The organism is Luteimonas rhizosphaerae (genome assembly GCF_002849595.1).
Classification (GTDB): domain Bacteria; phylum Pseudomonadota; class Gammaproteobacteria; order Xanthomonadales; family Xanthomonadaceae; genus Luteimonas; species Luteimonas cellulosilyticus.
Window position 1 is genome coordinate 1 of the sequence record NZ_NRQR01000007.1, and the last position, 15596, is coordinate 15596.

Annotated in this window: 17 protein-coding genes and 2 pseudogenes; 9 read left to right on the forward strand and 10 right to left on the reverse strand. The window is 72.0% G+C overall.

Translation table 11 applies throughout. The features are described 5' to 3' along the window. From CJ022_RS03230 to birA, 3 genes and pseudogenes are all read right to left on the reverse strand, one after another. Positions 1–435, reverse strand: a pseudogene (locus CJ022_RS03230) (hypothetical protein); the annotation flags it as partial. Between the two features lie 9 nt (positions 436–444). Next, the gene (locus tag CJ022_RS03235) at positions 445–1200 is read right to left on the reverse strand and encodes a type III pantothenate kinase (RefSeq protein WP_101925260.1); all 756 of its coding nucleotides are present in this window, start codon (positions 1198–1200) and stop codon (positions 445–447) included. Then, positions 1197–2228 carry a bifunctional biotin--[acetyl-CoA-carboxylase] ligase/biotin operon repressor BirA gene (birA, locus tag CJ022_RS03240; protein WP_101925261.1) on the reverse strand — a complete coding sequence of 344 codons (1032 nt, stop codon included), beginning with the start codon at positions 2226–2228 and terminating at the stop codon, positions 1197–1199. The genes CJ022_RS03235 and birA overlap by 4 nt, the downstream gene beginning before the upstream one ends. Positions 2229–2339: 111 nt before the next feature. On the opposite strand from birA, the gene CJ022_RS17750 reads away from it, so the two are divergent. Both CJ022_RS17750 and CJ022_RS03245 read left to right on the forward strand, forming a co-directional pair. Further along, a complete protein-coding gene (locus CJ022_RS17750) occupies positions 2340–2618 on the forward strand; it encodes a hypothetical protein (RefSeq protein ID WP_425490868.1) in 279 nt (92 codons plus the stop codon). 85 nt (positions 2619–2703) lie between these two features. Next, positions 2704–3375: a M90 family metallopeptidase gene (locus CJ022_RS03245; RefSeq protein WP_425490869.1), complete on the forward strand. Its 672-nt coding sequence runs from the start codon at positions 2704–2706 to the stop codon at positions 3373–3375. Positions 3376–3387: 12 nt separating this feature from the next. On the opposite strand, the gene CJ022_RS03250 is transcribed toward CJ022_RS03245, so the two are convergent. The 5 genes from CJ022_RS03250 to dusA form a co-directional block, all read right to left on the reverse strand. Continuing rightward, a complete protein-coding gene (locus tag CJ022_RS03250) occupies positions 3388–4806 on the reverse strand; it encodes an ATP-binding protein (protein WP_101925262.1) in 1419 nt (472 codons plus the stop codon). Positions 4807–4908: 102 nt separating this feature from the next. Beyond that, the gene (locus CJ022_RS03255) at positions 4909–5595 is read right to left on the reverse strand and encodes a response regulator transcription factor (protein WP_101925263.1); all 687 of its coding nucleotides are present in this window, start codon (positions 5593–5595) and stop codon (positions 4909–4911) included. A gap of 3 nt (positions 5596–5598) precedes the next feature. Beyond that, entirely contained in the window at positions 5599–5982 is a 384-nt protein-coding gene (locus CJ022_RS16665; protein ID WP_143703869.1) for a hypothetical protein, read from the reverse strand. A 140-nt stretch (positions 5983–6122) separates the two neighbouring features. Further along, the gene (locus tag CJ022_RS03260) at positions 6123–7034 is read right to left on the reverse strand and encodes an arginine deiminase-related protein (RefSeq protein ID WP_101925264.1); all 912 of its coding nucleotides are present in this window, start codon (positions 7032–7034) and stop codon (positions 6123–6125) included. Continuing rightward, positions 7031–8026, reverse strand: a complete 996-nt coding sequence (gene dusA, locus CJ022_RS03265) for a tRNA dihydrouridine(20/20a) synthase DusA (RefSeq protein ID WP_101925265.1) — start codon at positions 8024–8026, stop codon at positions 7031–7033. Before dusA ends, CJ022_RS03260 begins: the two co-directional genes overlap by 4 nt. 226 nt (positions 8027–8252) lie before the next feature. Between dusA and CJ022_RS03270 the strand changes: the two genes are divergently transcribed. Next, complete coding sequence (locus CJ022_RS03270; protein ID WP_101925266.1) at positions 8253–8675, forward strand: hypothetical protein; 423 nt, start codon at positions 8253–8255, stop codon at positions 8673–8675. A gap of 10 nt (positions 8676–8685) precedes the next feature. On the opposite strand, the gene CJ022_RS03275 is transcribed toward CJ022_RS03270, so the two are convergent. Continuing rightward, a complete protein-coding gene (locus CJ022_RS03275; RefSeq protein WP_233198579.1) occupies positions 8686–9138 on the reverse strand; it encodes a hypothetical protein in 453 nt (150 codons plus the stop codon). Then, the gene (locus CJ022_RS03280) at positions 9135–10094 is read right to left on the reverse strand and encodes a hypothetical protein (protein ID WP_233198580.1); all 960 of its coding nucleotides are present in this window, start codon (positions 10092–10094) and stop codon (positions 9135–9137) included. Before CJ022_RS03280 ends, CJ022_RS03275 begins: the two co-directional genes overlap by 4 nt. A 157-nt stretch (positions 10095–10251) precedes the next feature. Here CJ022_RS03280 and CJ022_RS03285 point away from each other — a divergent pair, with 157 nt between their 5' ends. The 6 genes and pseudogenes from CJ022_RS03285 (at position 10252) to CJ022_RS03310 (ending at position 15535) form a co-directional block, all read left to right on the forward strand. Further along, positions 10252–10491: a hypothetical protein gene (locus tag CJ022_RS03285; protein WP_101925267.1), complete on the forward strand. Its 240-nt coding sequence runs from the start codon at positions 10252–10254 to the stop codon at positions 10489–10491. A gap of 73 nt (positions 10492–10564) precedes the next feature. Beyond that, positions 10565–11453, forward strand: a pseudogene (gene prmA / locus CJ022_RS03290) (50S ribosomal protein L11 methyltransferase). A gap of 42 nt (positions 11454–11495) precedes the next feature. Then, positions 11496–12488 carry a DUF3426 domain-containing protein gene (locus tag CJ022_RS17390; protein ID WP_233198581.1) on the forward strand — a complete coding sequence of 331 codons (993 nt, stop codon included), beginning with the start codon at positions 11496–11498 and terminating at the stop codon, positions 12486–12488. A 111-nt stretch (positions 12489–12599) separates the two neighbouring features. Next, a complete protein-coding gene (fis, locus tag CJ022_RS03300) occupies positions 12600–12872 on the forward strand; it encodes a DNA-binding transcriptional regulator Fis (protein WP_255407548.1) in 273 nt (90 codons plus the stop codon). 104 nt (positions 12873–12976) lie between these two features. Beyond that, complete coding sequence (gene purH / locus CJ022_RS03305; protein WP_101925269.1) at positions 12977–14575, forward strand: bifunctional phosphoribosylaminoimidazolecarboxamide formyltransferase/IMP cyclohydrolase; 1599 nt, start codon at positions 12977–12979, stop codon at positions 14573–14575. 30 nt (positions 14576–14605) lie between these two features. Beyond that, positions 14606–15535, forward strand: a complete 930-nt coding sequence (locus CJ022_RS03310; protein WP_101925270.1) for a hypothetical protein — start codon at positions 14606–14608, stop codon at positions 15533–15535. Positions 15536–15596 lie beyond the last annotated feature (61 nt).

The following is a 15596-nucleotide window of genomic DNA, read 5'->3' on the forward strand; positions in this document are numbered from 1 at the left end:
CTGCGCCGCCGCGCGGTCGGCCTGCGGCGGCAACCAGACCCGCCAGCCGCGCGGGGTGTCGGTGACGTCCCGCGGCGCCGCACGCGCGACGAGCGGCGTCAGCCGCGCCCGCGCGGCATCGCGCGCGCCGGCATCGGGATAAGGCCCGAGCGCCAGACAGCGCAGCGGCGCCACGGTCGCGGTCGCGACCGGTGCTCTGGCCTCCGCCTCGGCCTCGGCCGGATCCGGGTCAGGTTCCGCTTCCTGCACGGGCGTGGCTGCGACGGCGGCAGAAGGCGCCGCGGCAACCTCCGCCTCGCCTGCCAGCTGCAGGCGCGGGACACCGGCCTCCAGGACCACCGGCGCCGGGCCGTCGGGCGCGCCACGGGTCGCCCACCACGTGGCGGCGCCGAGGTTGAGGATCAGCAACAGGACGACGAGCGCGCGGAGCAGCATCGGGCGATTCTAGCGGTGCGGCGGCGCGCTGCCGCCGGTCGCGTGGTGCCAGCGGGCGAGGCCGGCCAGTACGAGGTCCGCACGCAGCGAAGCCTCCGCGAGGCGCGCATGCAGATCGGGCGCGCCGCCGCCGTGCAGCACGAGACATGGACGCGCGCCGAGCAACGTCGTCGCCGCCGCGAGACTGCGCTCGATCAGGCCCAGCGCCGCGCCGTCGCAACCCGAGGCCAGTGCCGCGGCGGTGTCGTCCGCGAACTCGGCGTAGTCGCCGCCGGTCGCCGGCAGATGCGACGCGCGGCGATGCAGGGCCTCGCGCATCAGCGCCGGCGACGGCGCGATCCGTCCACCGCGGTGCAGGCCCGTGGCGTCGAGCAGATCGAGGGTCAGCGCGGTGCCCACGCCGACCAGCAAGGCCGGTGTCGTGGCGTCCGCGCGCAGCGCCAGCATGGCCAGGAAACGGTCCACGCCGAGCCGGGCGGGATCGGGATAGGCGACGGTCACACCGGCCAGGGCGCGTCGCGTGGTAGCCAGCGTGATCCGGCCACAGCGCGCGGTCAGCAGGTCCAGCAGCGCCACCCGCAACGCGGGCGAAGCGACGCTGGCGACCAGCGCGGCAGCGAAGCGCGCGGGCAGGCGCGCCACTTCCGCGGCATCGAACGCCTCGCCGTCATGGGCGATGCCGATGCTGTCGCCGACCGTGCCGTCGTCGTGCAGCGGCGCGCACTTGAGCCGGGTATTGCCGAGATCGAACAGCCAGGTGCTCACGCGCGCGGCGACCGCGGACGCACGCTGATCTCGCCCGCGTGGAAACTCGCCACGCCCGTCGACAAAGCCACGCGCAGCGCGCCGTCGTCGGCGATGCCCAGCGCGTCGCCGTCGCACTCGCCCTGCCCGCCGTGCACCGTCACCGCGCGACCCGCGAGCGCATCGACCGCGGCGAAGCGCGGCAGGAACGGGGCGAGTCCGTCGGCGTCGAACCGGGCCAGCGCCGGCACCCAGGCATCGAGCAGCGCCGCGGCGAGGGTGCTGCGCGAGATCGTCCTGCCGGCGCCCGCCAACGCCGCCAGGTCGACCCAGGGCTGATCGATGGCCGCGGCGGCGGCCTCGGGCATGCGCACGTTGAGGCCGATGCCGAGCACCGCGCGCGCAGGGCCGGCATGCTCGCCTCCGCCTTCGACCAGCACGCCGCCGAGCTTGCGCAGCCCGTCGCCATCGACGACCACGAGGTCGTTAGGCCATTTGAGACGGACCGGCGCGACGCCCAGTGCCTGCAGCGCTTCGACGGCGGCGATGCCGGCGACCAGACTCAGGCCGCCGAGCCGCGCGAGCCCGCCGTCGAAACCACGCTGCAGCGACAGGTACAGATGCGCCGCCAGCGGCGACTGCCAGACGCGACCGCGGCGCCCGCGTCCCGCGGTCTGGCGCTCGGCCAGCTGCGCCTCCGCCAGGGCGCCGGGCATCGGCCGTCGCAGCAGTTCGGCGTTGGTGGAATCCAGCGACCACGCGACATCGAGCGTCGCCAGCTGCGCGCGCGTGGCCGGCGACAGCGCGTCGACGATGGCGTCGGCATCGAGTAGCGTCAGCGGGTGCGCGAGCGTGTAACCCGTGCCGCGCCGCGCGACGATCGGCACGCCGGCCTCGCGCAGCAGGCCGATCCGCTTCCACACCGCGGCACGCGTCTGCCCGCATTCGTGCGCGAGGGCATCGCCGGAGACGGGACCGGCGATCAGGCGTTGCAGCAACGCGCGCTCGGACGTCGGCGGCGCGGCAGGCGGGTGGCGGGACACAGGCATGCCCGGATTATCGACGAGGTCGTCCGGCCTGTCGCGACCCGGCCCGGGTGTCACGCATCGTTGATATAGTGGCGCGCTACCCGCGCCTGCCCGTCCAGCCGGAGTTCCGCCATGTCGATCCGCCTTCTAGCCTGCAGCCTGCTGTTCGTGGCGAGCCTTCCGGTCGCCGCGCGCGACGCGCGGCTGGCGGATGCCGACGGAACGCCGCCGTGCCAGGCCGCGGCCGCGGCGGAATCGCCGGTCGCATCGGATGCCAATGGCAGCGGCAACCGCCGGGCACCGCCGGCCAGCGCGTCACGCGCCCGCAGCGTCTCGCCGGGCGGCGGCGACAGCGAGAACATCGTGCGTCCGCCGCGCTGGCACAGCTTCCTGCCGGGCATGTTCCGCTGACCTCGTGCGGTCGCTGATCCGGCGCCTGTTCGCAGGTCACGCAAACCATCCCGACGCCGGGGACTGGCAGGTCGTCCGCGCGCGTCTGCCGTGGGTGCGCGCCCTCGATGCGCCCCGCGACGCACGCCTGCAGTCGCTGGCGATGACGTTCCTGCGACGCAAGACCATCACCCCGATCGGCGATCTGCGGCTCGACGATCGCGACCGTCTGCTGCTGGCTGCGCTGTGCTGCCTGCCGCTGCTCGAATTCGGCGAGGAAGGCCTGCACGGCTGGTCGCAACTGATCGTCTATCCGGATGCGTTCCGCGTGAACCGCTCGCACGTCGATGCCGCCGGCGTCATGCACGAATGGGACGACGAGCTGATCGGCGAGTCCTGGGACAGCGGCCCGCTGGTGCTGTCCTGGGCCGATGTCGAGTCCGATATCGCCGAGCCCGACGCCGGCTTCTGCGTCGCGGTGCACGAGATGGCGCACAAGCTCGACGCCCTGGACGGCGTGCTCGACGGCACCCCGCCGCTGCCGCGCGACTGGCAGCGGCAGTGGGCACGGACGTTCCAGCAGGCGTACGACGCGTTCGTGGCGCGGGTCGACGCGGGCGACGACACGACGATCGATCCGTACGCGGCCGAGGCACCGGAAGAATTCTTCGCGGTCTGCAGCGAATACCACTTCAGCGCGCCGCAGCTGTTGCGCGAGGCCTGTCCCGACGTCGCCGCGCACCTCGCGCGGCTCTACGGACCATCGCCGCTGGCCTGAATGACCGCGGGCTCAGAAGCCCGGCGGCAGGCGCACCGAGAAACAGGCGCCGCCCAGTTCGTCCGAATGTCCGACGCGGAGTTCGCCGCGATAGCTGTGCACGATGTCCTGCACGATCGACAGGCCGATGCCGTGGCCCTGGACGCGCTCGTCGCCGCGCACGCCGCGCTGCAGGACCGCGTTGATCCGGTCGGCCGGAATGCCGGGGCCGTCGTCCTCGACGATCAGCACCAGGCCCGCGCGGCGGTTGGGCGCGGTGTCGCCGGCCTTGACCACCAGCAGCACGCGCGACTTCGCCCACTTGAACGCGTTCTCCAGCAGGTTGCCGAGCAGTTCCTGCAGATCGCCGGGTTCGCCGTGGAACCGCGCGGCCGGATCGATCTCGAATTCGCAGACCGCGCCCTTCGCCGCGTAGATCTTCTCCAGGCCGCGCACGATCTGCTCGGCGTGCGGCTCGATCTCGACCGCCGCCGCGAACAGCTGGTGGCCGCTCGATGCCGCGCGCGCCAGCTGGTAGGTCACCAGATCGGTCATGCGCTGCAGCTGGGTCGCCACCTCGTCGCGCAGTTCGGTCTCTCCGTCCTGGGCGTCGAGACGCGAGCGCAGCACGGCGAGCGGTGTCTTCAGACTGTGCGCGAGGTCGGACATCGTGTTGCGCTGCCGCGTGAGGTGTTCGCGCTCGCTCTCGATCAGCGCGTTGATGCTCTCGGTCAGCGGCTGCAGTTCGCGCGGATGCTGCATGCCCATGCGATCCGCCTGGCCGCGCTGCACGCGGACCAGTTCGCTCTCGACGCGCCGCAAGGGCAGCAGGCTCCAGCGCAGGATCAGGCCCTGCAGCAGCAGCAGGATCATGCCGGCGATCCCGAGATACCCCCACAGGGCGGCCCGGAACACGCGCACCTGACGCGGCACGGTGCCGGCGTCTTCCATCACGTAGATGGTGTAGGCGAACTCGCGGTCGACGCGCCCTTCCGGAGACCACACCAGGCCCAGACCGTAACGGTAGACGTCGCCCGCGGTGCCGTCGCTGCGGATCATCGGCAAGGGACCTTCGAACTTCTCTTCGCCGGCGCCGAGCATGCCCGCATCCGGCAACTGCGGCCCGAACGCGGACGGCGAACGCCACGCGTTGTTGGGCAGCACGACCTCCGCATAGAGGCCGCTGTTGGGTTGCTGGAACCGGGTGTCGCGTGGCGTTTCGGGCGGGTAGATCTCGCCGCCACGGGTGAACTCGATATCACCCGCATAGCCCATCACATAGGTGCGCAACCGATCGCGCTGGCCTTCGCTGGCGACGTCGATGAAGGCCCGGTCGAGTGCGTAGCCTGCCAGCGCGAGGAAGGCCAGCAGGCCGATGCTCGCGGCCAGCAGCTGACGCGCCTGCAGCGAGCGGGGGCGCCAGTGCAGCTGCCGGCGTTTGTCAGAAGCCATCGTGTGACGCCCCGCCTGCCTGGCGCGCACGCCGCGCCGTCACCGGCATCATCGCGCCGATTCCGGCGCGATGGACACCACGGCGAGCGGAAACGCCGTGCCTCACCCCTCGCCGTTGCGCGGGATCGCGAAGCGGTAGCCGCGGCCACGCACGGTTTCGATGGGCTTGAGCGCGCCATCGGGATCGAGCTTCTTGCGCAGGCGACCGATGAAGACCTCCAGCACGTTCGAGTCACGGTCGAAGTCCTGCTGGTAGATGTGCTCGGTCAGATCGGCCTTCGAGACCAGTTCGCCGGCGTGCATCATCAGGTACTCGAGTACCTTGTACTCGTAGCTGGTCAGGTCGACGTTCTTGCCGTCGACGCTGACGGTCTGCGCCGCCAGATCGAGCATCACGGTGCCGCACTCGAGGGTCGGCTTGCTCCAGCCCGCCGCACGGCGGACCAGCGCATTGATGCGCGCGAGCAGTTCCTCGACGTGGAACGGCTTGACCAGATAATCGTCGGCGCCCTGCTTGAGGCCGTCGACCTTGTCCTGCCAGCTCGAACGTGCCGTCAGGATCAGCACCGGGAACTGCTTGCCTTCCTCGCGCAGGGCCTTGATCAGTTCCATGCCGGACATTTTCGGCAGGCCCAGATCGATGATGCCGACGTCGAACGGCACTTCGCGGCCCATATACAGGCCTTCCTCACCATCCTGCGCCGCATCCACGGCAAAGCCCTCGCGCTTGAGGCGGGCGGCCAGGGTCTCGCGCAGGGGCGCTTCGTCTTCGACGAGCAGGATACGCATGGGTCAACTCCGGTCTTGACGGCCGGATCGGCCGTTGAATAGGGGCTCAGGATGCAGGATCAATCGTCGTCGCGGCGTGCACGGGTCGGGCCCCGGCGGGACTGCGGATCGTCGACGTAGATGCGGGCGGTTGAGATCGCGGCCGTCGGACTGCATGCGCTCGGCGCTGAGCACTCGACCGCGCGTGGAGCGTTCGATGCGGCGCACCGAATCGGACATCGAATCGTGGGCCCGCATGCGGCCCTGCGGCACCGGGCGGACCTCGCTGGTGCGCTCGGCGCGCGGCGGCGGCGGGTCGTTGAAGGCCTGGGCCGGCAACGCGAGACCACCCACGACGCACGCGGGCAACAGGATCAACAGCGACAGACGGGGTACCGCGACGGACACGAGCCGCTCCTGTGGAATCGGAAAGGGGTTGCTGCGGTAAGACGTTGAATTCTTGGGCCGAGGCAGTGAATCCGTCCTTAACTTTTTCTTTGCACCGCAGACCTCGTTCAGGTTGGGGCCGCGATCTGATCGTCAGCTGGTCAGAAGATTTCCGCAACGCAGCACCGCAGCGACCCGCCGGCCGCCTCGATCGCCGGCAGCGGGACGGTCTCGATCGCGAAGCCCAGCGTGGACAACGCGTCCCGCGCGTGGGCCGGCAGCGTCGCGCCGGCCCGCGCGCTCATCCAGACCCGGTCCGGAGACAAACTGATGGCATTGGCGACGAAGCCGGCCTGCGCCTCGCCGTCCACACGCAGTCCGCCGGCGCCATAGAACGCAGCGATGGCCTCGGCGACGGACGGGTCCGCGAAGCCCTGCGGACAGACGAGCGCCGCGCGGCCGGCGAGCACGGCGAGCACGACATTCGTGTGGTATTCGCCGGCGGCCAGATCGAACAGCAGGGTGGCGCGCAGCCCGAACGCGTCGTGCATCAATTGCGCGCCGACGGGATCGCAACGTTCCGACAGACCGCAGAACCCCAGGCCGCGCGCCCGGTCCACGACCAGGGCACCGGTCAGTTCGCAGGGATGCGGCTGGTCTGACAGGTCGATCTCGCGGTAGCCGAGCACGTCGCGGAAGAATCCGCGGATGTCGCCACGCGCGGCCTCGCGCTGGCGTACCGGATGCCGCATGCGGCCGACGATCGCGCGGCCGGCGACGGTCGCGAACACGTTGTTGGGGAACACCGCGTCGGGCGTCGCCGGATCGCCCGGAAAGCACAGCGTCGGCAGCACCTGCGACAGCCGCCGCTGCAGCACGCGATGCTCGCCCAGCGCGGCGTCGGCATCGAAGCCGTCGGCGCGGGCCATGTAGCGGTTGTCGCGCGCGGATTCGTCGGCGCGGGTGAACCCCTCGGGCGCCACCAGGAACGCGGCACGTGCGGTCGCCGGGCCAAAATCCCGGGCGCACGCGCGCGCCACCCGGAAGAACGCATCGACCTCGCGGGTGATCACGCGGCCGCCGAGCGCTGGGGCCGCGCGGTCGCGGCCAGCGCACGCTCGATCAAGGACCAGTCGGCGCCCGGCAGATGCGCGCCCTCGCTGAGCACCTGCCGGAACAGCCGCCCGCCCGGCTGTCCGTGGAACAGGGCGAGCACGTGGCGACTGATGTGCTTGAGCGCGACGCCGGCCGCGAGTTGCGATTCGACGTACGGCCGCAGCGACCGCAACAGCGCATCGCGCGGTTGCAGCGTGCCGCCACGCCACATCGCATCGAGCGCGTGCAGCAGATAGGGGTCGTGGTAGGCCGCGCGCCCCAGCATCACGCCGTCGACGTGGGGCCGCTGCGCCTCGGCGTCCTCGAGCGTCGCCAGTCCACCGTTGAGCACCACCGGCAGGCCCGGCCGTTCGCGCTTCAATCGATGCGCCCAGTCGTAGCGCAGCGGCGGCACGTCGCGGTTCTCCTTCGGCGACAGGCCCTGCAGCCAGGCGTTGCGCGCGTGCACGATCACCATCGCGGCGCCGGCCGCGACGACACCGTCGACGAACCCCGCGAAGGCCGCGTAGTCATCGTCGTCGTCGACACCGAGCCGGCACTTCACCGTCACCGGCACGTCGCTGGCGGCGGCCATCGCCGCGACGCAGTCCGCGACCAGCTGCGGCTCGCGCATCAGGCACGCGCCGAAGCGCCCCGCCTGCACGCGATCCGACGGACAGCCGCAATTGAGATTGACCTCGTCGAAGCCGTGATCGGCGGCCACCCGGGTCGCGGCGGCGAGCGTCGCCGGATCGCTGCCGCCGAGCTGCAGGGCCAGCGGATGCTGCGCGGGCGTCATCGCCAGCAGGCGCGTGCGGTCGCCGAACAGCACCGCCTTCGCATGCACCATCTCGGTGTACAGGCGCGCGCCCGGCGCCAGCAGACGGTGGAACTGCCGGCAGTGGACATCGGTCCAGTCCATCATCGGGGCGACCGAGAGCCGGATCGTCTCGGGGGGCAACATCGTCATCGTGGAAATCCAGTGCGGGCCATCCGTCGCGACGCGCCGTCGACGGCGTCGCGAGCGGCGAAGCGGGGGCGCTCGTCCGCCATTGTCGGTCGAAAGCGGCGACAGGCCCACACCGCGTGCCTGCTGTCACCGCCGCGTCCGGCGCCAGCCGCTACCTTGGCCGCCCGCCTGGCCTGCCCGGCCAGGGTCCCGCAGGCCCGGTTTCCCTCTCCCGCAGGAGCTGTCGATGGTGTTCGTCCTTCTCGCCGCCGCGTGCATCGTGGTCTGGAGTCTCGCCGCGCTGCTGCTGTGGGACGACAGCGGGCGGGCGAACGAGGCGCTCGTCTGGATCGGCGCGGGCCTGGCGTTCGGCGTCGTCGCCAGCCTCGGCTACGGCGCCTGGGGGCTGCTGCGGTTCGGCGACTGGCAGGCCCTCTCCACCGGACGGGCCGTGCACTGGCTGTTCGGGGAAGGCAGCGTGGCGCTGCGGCGGGCCGAGTGGGCCGGGCTGAACCGCGCGGCCGGGGTCTATCTCAATCTGGACATCACCTGGACGCTGGTCGCGCTGTGCGCACTGCAGTTCCAGTCGATCGGATTCTGGTCCCGCATCGCCGACACGAGGCGTCGGCGGCGCCGGCGGGCCGCGACGCGCGACGCGCCCGGCGCCTGAGGCGCTCGCCTCAGCGATCGACCGCTTCGGCCATCACCGACGGATCGCGGCGGGGCGCTTCGGTCGACACCGGCAGCACCTGCAGCTCGGCCTGGCCCCGCGGCCGCGCCAACGGTGCGCCTGCATCGCCTGCCATCGACTGCACCCCGTCCTCGGCGGACGGACTGACGATGCGCACCACCTCGCTGGAGCCATCCGGCCAGACGACGCGGAAGGTCTCGCCCGGCGCCAGGGTCTGGAACGGCGCGCCGGATTGCGCCCGGTGGAGCGCGGCGATCTGCGCGGCGCCGAGTTCCCGCTGCGCGACCGGGGAAGCGGCGGTGGTCTCGGTGACGCTCGACAATCGCCGGTAGTTCTCGGCGACCGCGTCGACCACCACGCCCGCAACCGCCGCCGAATACCCGACGAACAGCACGGCCCAGAACCAGAAGCGCGCCCGGCGCGCGAATGTCCGCTTCGTCATTTCGCTACCACTCCGACCAGTTGTTCTTCGTCGCGCACCAGCGCGTCGACCATTGCCTCGATTTCGTCCGCATCCGCTGGCGGTATCGCCGCCTCCCGGACGAGCGTCTCGAAGTCCGGTTCGCCGTTCTGCGCGCAGATGCCGCCGTTCGCGCAGTACTGCGTCATCAACGCGCTGTCCGGGCCACAGGCCTGGCCCAGCCGGCAGCCCGCCAGATGCCAGGCGAGTTCCGCGCCCTGCGTCCCGGCCACGCGACCGGCGAGCGCCGCATCGTCGCTGGCGGCGACGCCCATCGCCGGCGCCAGCGCGACGAACGCCTCGGGATCCCGCGAGGCCTGCACGCGATCGACCAGCGCCGCCTTGTAGTCCGCGTCGTCGTCGAGCGGTTCGCCCATCGCCAGCAGCGCGGCCTCGGCTGGCAGGCTGCCTGCCAGCGCCGCGGCCTGGCGCGCCTCGACCAGTTGCGTGAAGCTCAACGTGTCGGTCGGCAGGAAGCGGGCGCAGCGGTGACCGACCCGGCTGCGGGCGGCGCTCAGCGGCGCGGCGCCGCGCAGGCCGAGGCTGCCGATCAGCGCGGTATCGCGCGCGTAGCCGATCGGCGAACGGGCGACCGGCGCGCAATACTCGTGGACCCGGCTGGCCAGCCAGCGGGCTTCCACGTCCCCGGCAGCCGCGGCGGATTCCAGCGAGCGCAGCAGCACGAACAGATCGTCCGAGCGTTCGAAGGCGGTCCGCCAGTGCGGCGTCGCACCAGCGACTATCGTCGTGGAAGACACGGAAGGCCCGGCCACGGTGAACGGATCGAGACGCGTGTCGACGGACCCGGTACGGCGGGCAGGCGCCGCCTGGGTCGAATCGCCATCGGCGTACCCCTCGACCGCCGCAGGCTGACGCAGCGCCAGCACGGCCAGCAGGGCAGCGCAGACGAAGATCGCGATCGGCAGTCGTGCGGTCATGGACAGGGCGGGGCGTCGGCGGGGGCGCGACCGCGCCATTGTAGCGAGGGCCGCGCGCGGCGGCGCGACCGGACGCACATCGCGGCGCATGCGTCGTGACGCGCTCTCCCGACGCCGCCCGGCATGCTCGGGAATCCTTAGCTTCGAGACGACGCCCATGCGCCTGCCCCTGCTCTGCTGTCTGTCCGCCGGTCTGCTGGTCCTTGCCGCCTGCGATCGCCGGGACGACCAGGAACTCCTGTCGCCCGATCCCGCCGACACCACGATGCCCGCCCAGGAGACGCCGCCGCCCGACAGCGCCGGTGGCATCACCGCGAACGATCCCGACAACCAGCGCACCGCCGAGCCGGCGACGCCACCTGCGGAAGAGGCCGACGCGACTCCGTCGCGCCCCTGACCACGCCACACGCCGGGCTTTACGTCCGGCGCCTCCGGGCCGAAGATGCCCGCCCTCCCCCCGAGCCCCCTCCATGCCCTTTCTCGAACTGAGCCTGCGCTGCACCGAAGCCGACCAGCCGCGTCACGCGCAGGCACTGGAAGAGGTCGGCGCGCTGGCGGTGACGATGCTCGACGCCGATGCCGACACCAGCAACGAGCAGGCGATCCTCGAACCGGGTGTCGGCGAGACGCCGTTGTGGGATGCGGTCGTACTGACCGCCCTGTTCGACGGCGATGCGGACCCCCGCGCTCGACTGGTCGCGCGCGAGCTTCCGCAAGGTCGAAGACCAGGACTGGGAACGCGCCTGGATGGACCAGTACGTGCCGCTGCAGTTCGGCGCGCGTACCTGGATCGTGCCCTGGGACGCGCCGCTGCCCGACGGCGCCGACACGCCCGAGGCTGCCGTCGTGCGGCTCGATCCGGGCCTCGCATTCGGCTCGGGCACCCATCCGACGACCTCGCTGTGCCTGCACTGGCTCGACGGGCTCGCCGCGGCCGGCGAGCTCGAGGGCCGGCGCGTGCTCGACTACGGCTGCGGCAGCGGCATCCTCGCGCTGGCCGCGCTGAAGCTCGGCGCGCAGCACGCGACCGGCGTCGACAACGACCCGCAGGCGCTGCTCGCCTCGACCGACAACGCGGCCCGCAACGGCGTCGGTGATGCGCTCGCCGTGTCGCTGCCGGCCGATGCGCCGGAGGCGACCTATCCCGTCGTGCTCGCCAACATCCTCGCGTCCGCGCTCGACGCGCTGGCCGAAACCCTGGCGGCGCGCGTCGAGGTCGGCGGGCGCATCGCGCTGTCGGGCATCCTCGACGGTCAGGAAGAGGAACTGCTGCGGCGCTACCGCCCCTGGTTCGACCAGCTCGCGGTGACGCGAGAAGGCGACTGGGTGCGCATCGACGGCGTGCGCCGCGCGACCTGAGTGCCGCATCACGCGCCGCAGCGGCCGTGATTCAATAGCGCGATGTTCATCAGCTGCAGGCATTGCCGCGCGCTGGTCGCGACCGATCCGGTCAGCGACCTGCCGCCGCTGCGCTGCCCGCGATGCCGCGGCGTGCTCCGCGTCGAAGCGGATCCCCCGCACGCGCCGCCGTCGGTCGCGACCTTGCTGCGGCCGGCGGACGCGGACGGCTCCACGTCGGCGCCGCAGACGGACACGACGACGACCGGACGCGAGGCCCATGCGCCGGCAGAAGCGCCGACTGCCGCGGCGCCATCCGGAGACGCATCGGCGGTCGCCGACGACGATCTCGCGACGCCGTCGGCGGCTCCCGACACCGGCACGACCGGCGATGCCGCGCCACCTGCGCAAGCCGCACCCGCGGCGCCGATCGTCGAGCCTGACACCGACCTCCAGGACGTTCCGGACGCGACGCCGGTCGCGCCGCCGCCCGCCACGAACATGTCATCCGCCACAGCGACCTCGCCGTCACGCCCGTCGCCGAGCTTCGTCCGCATCCGCTCGCGGGTCGCCGCGACGCCGGACGCCCGCCGCCAGCGTCGCTGGCTGGTCGCGGCGGTCGTCGCGTTGTCGCTGCTGCTCGCACTGCAGGTGCTGCTGGCCGATCGCGCGCGACTGGCGCGGGATCCCGGCTGGCGGCCCGTGCTGCTGTCGGTCTGCGCCGTGCTGCGCTGCGCGGTGCCGCCGTGGCACGAGCCGGACGCATTGACCCTGCTCGCACGCGACGTGCGCCCGGATCCCGGCACGCCCGGCCAGCTCCAGGTCAGCGCGACGTTCCGCAACGACGCGCGCTGGCCGCAGGCGTGGCCGCGGCTCGTGCTCACGCTGTCGGATCTCGACGGGCATGCCATCGGCACGCGCGTGTTCGCGCCCGACGAGTATCTCGCCGAGGCGCCCGCGACCGGCGTGCTCGGCGCCGGCCAGAGCGCCGCCATCCGCCTGGCGATCGTCGAACCCGACGTACCGGCGGTGTCGTTCGCGTTCGCATTCCATTGAACCGCGTCGTGGCGCGGTTCCGGGCGAGGCGATAGACTGCCCGTCCGCCCTGATCCGGATCGCTGCGCGCCCGCGCGCGGCGGCCCCGTCGACGCTGCCACGAGAGTCTCCTTGAACGCCGCAGACCGATCCGACAGCTCCGCTCGCGCGATGCCGCGCACGCCGTTGCGCGAGCACGTCGCGGTGTCGATCCAGCGCTATCTCGGCGACCTCAACGGCAACGACACCGACAACCTCTACGAGGTCGCGCTGCGCGAGCTGGAGATTCCGCTGTTCGCCGAAGTGCTGAATTTCTGCGATGGCAACCAGAGCCGCGCCGCGGCGATGCTCGGCATCCACCGCGCGACGCTGCGCAAGAAACTGCGCGATTACGGCCTGGTCTGAGCGATCACCGCGTCGCCCCGGGCGATCTGCACCGACAGGTCCCGGCCGGCGCCCGCGGCGCCCGACGCTATAATTCGCGGCCCGCTCCGTTGCCCGCATTCCCCATGACCCAGACGCCCTCCGGCGCGCCCGTGCAGATCCGCCGCGCGCTGCTGTCCGTGTCCGACAAGACCGGCCTGCTCGAACTCGCCCGCGCCCTCGCTGCGCGCCACGTCGAACTGCTGTCGACCGGCGGTACCGCGAAGGCCCTGCGCGACGCGGGCCTCGCGGTCCGGGACGTCGGCGACCTGACCGGCTTCCCGGAAATCATGGACGGTCGCGTCAAGACCCTGCACCCCAAGGTGCACGGGGGCCTGCTCGGGCGTCGCGGCCAGGATGATGCGGTGATGGCCGAACACGGCATCGAGGCGATCGACCTGCTGGTGCTCAATCTGTATCCGTTCGAGCGCGTCGCCTATGCGCCGGACGCCCGCTTCGACGACATCGTCGAGAACATCGACATCGGCGGTCCGGCGATGCTGCGCGCCGCGGCGAAGAACTTCGCCCACGTCGCCGTCGCGACCGCACCGGCGCAGTACGACGCGCTGATCGCCGAACTCGCGGCGCACGACGGCGCGGTGTCGGCGTCGACGCGGTACGCGCTGGCGGTCGCCGCGTTCAACCGCGTCGCCCAGTACGACGCGCGCATCAGCGACGTGCTGTCGTCGATCGCCGAGCCCTCCGATGCCGGCGCACGCGATCGCGCGCCGTTCCCGGCGCAGAGCAACGGCAACTTCGTCAAGACGCTGGACCTGCGCTACGGCGAGAACCCGCACCAGCAGGCCGCGTTCTACCGCGACCTGTTTCCGGTGCCCGGCACGCTGGCGACCTTCGTGCAGCTGCAGGGCAAGGCGCTGTCGTACAACAACATCGCCGACGCCGATGCCGCGTGGGAATGCGTGCGCCAGTTCGACGCGCCGGCCTGCGTCATCGTCAAGCACGCCAACCCCTGCGGCGTCGCCGTGGGCGCGGCCTGCGGCGATGCCTACGAGCTGGCCTACGCGACTGATCCGACTTCGGCCTTCGGCGGCATCCTCGCGTTCAATACCCGGCTCGACGCCGCGACGACGAAGGCGATCCTCGACCGCCAGTTCGTCGAGGTGCTGATCGCGCCGGATTACGACGACGACGCCCTGGCCTACTGCGCGAAGAAGGCCAACGTGCGCGTGCTGCGCATCCCGCACGGCGACGGACGCAACCTGATCGACGTCAAGCGCGTGGGCTCCGGCCTGCTGATGCAGACCGCCGACAACCGCGATGTCACGCGCGCCGAACTCACCGTGGTGACGAAGCGCGCGCCGAGCGCGCAGCAGCTCGACGATCTGCTGTTCGCGTGGAAGGTCGCCAAGTACGTGAAGTCCAACGCGATCGTCTATGCGCGCGACCAGCGCACCATCGGCGTCGGCGCCGGACAGATGAGCCGCGTGTACTCGGCGCGGATCGCCGGCATCAAGGCGACCGATGCGGACCTGCGCGTCGCCGGCTCGGTGATGGCGTCGGACGCGTTCTTCCCGTTCCGAGACGGCATCGATGCCGCCGCCGAGGCCGGCATCGCCGCGGTGATCCAGCCGGGCGGCTCGATGCGCGACGCCGAGGTCATCGCCGCCGCGGACGCGCACGACATCGCGATGGTGTTCACCGGCGTGCGACATTTCCGTCACTAGGGTGACGGCATTGCAGACCGGGATGTCGCCATGCGCCGCTTCGATCCGATGGCCGTCCGCCCGCCGCTGACGGCGCCATGGGCCGCGCTCTGCGCGAGCTTGTTGCTCGCCGCCTGTGCCGAAACACCTGCGGATCCTGCGGGTGCTGCCCTGCCTTCCGCCACGGCGGCGTCCGCCGACACCGCGGTCCGCGCTGCGCCTACAGCGGACGCCGCGGGCATCGCGCCTGACGCCGCGCCCGTCGGTCTGCCCGGCGACGCGGTCCGCGACTTCCTGGTCGCGCGCTACGGCGCGCTCGCGCAGCTGGCCGGCGACTGGCCGGGCACGCCGTTGACGGATGCGGGACTCGGCGACGCGGCTGCGTTACGCGATGTCTGCGTCCGTGCGCCGGTCGGCGAGGCCGATGCACCTGCGGAACTGGTCGTGGTCTGCGGCCTGCCCGACGGCGCCGGCCACGTCACGCCGGCGATCACCGACTTCTTCCTGCTGCGCCGGGACGGCGACACCATCGCGGCGGCGGCCGAATCGCACCAGCAGACGTTCGGCAGCTTCGGCGATCTCGCCGACATCGCCGTGCATCGCGTCGGCGCCAAGCGCTACGGCGTCGTCATCGAAAGCGGCTTCACCGGCCAGGGCATCACCCTCGGCACGCGCGACATCGTGTTGCCGCGGGACGGCGGCTTCGCAGCCGCGGCGTCGTTGCGCAGCACGCTCGACAACGCGGGGTGGATGTCCGCTTGCCTGGACGCCGGCACCTGCGCCGCCGAAGATGCCTTCGACCTGCAGTTCGATCTCGACCTCGACGACAGCCGCTCGGCAGCGGAGGTCTATCCGCTGCTGGTCCGCGAACGCGGCACGGCCTGCGGCCGGCGCATCGACGCGACCTACCGGCTGGCGTTCGATGCGGCCACCGGCGCCTGGCCCGTGCCCGCGGCGCTGCAGCGCGACGGCTGCGACTGAGCGACCCGCGTCGCCGGCGCCGGCATGACCTGCGCATCGGGTCTTGCTGACATCGCACGCT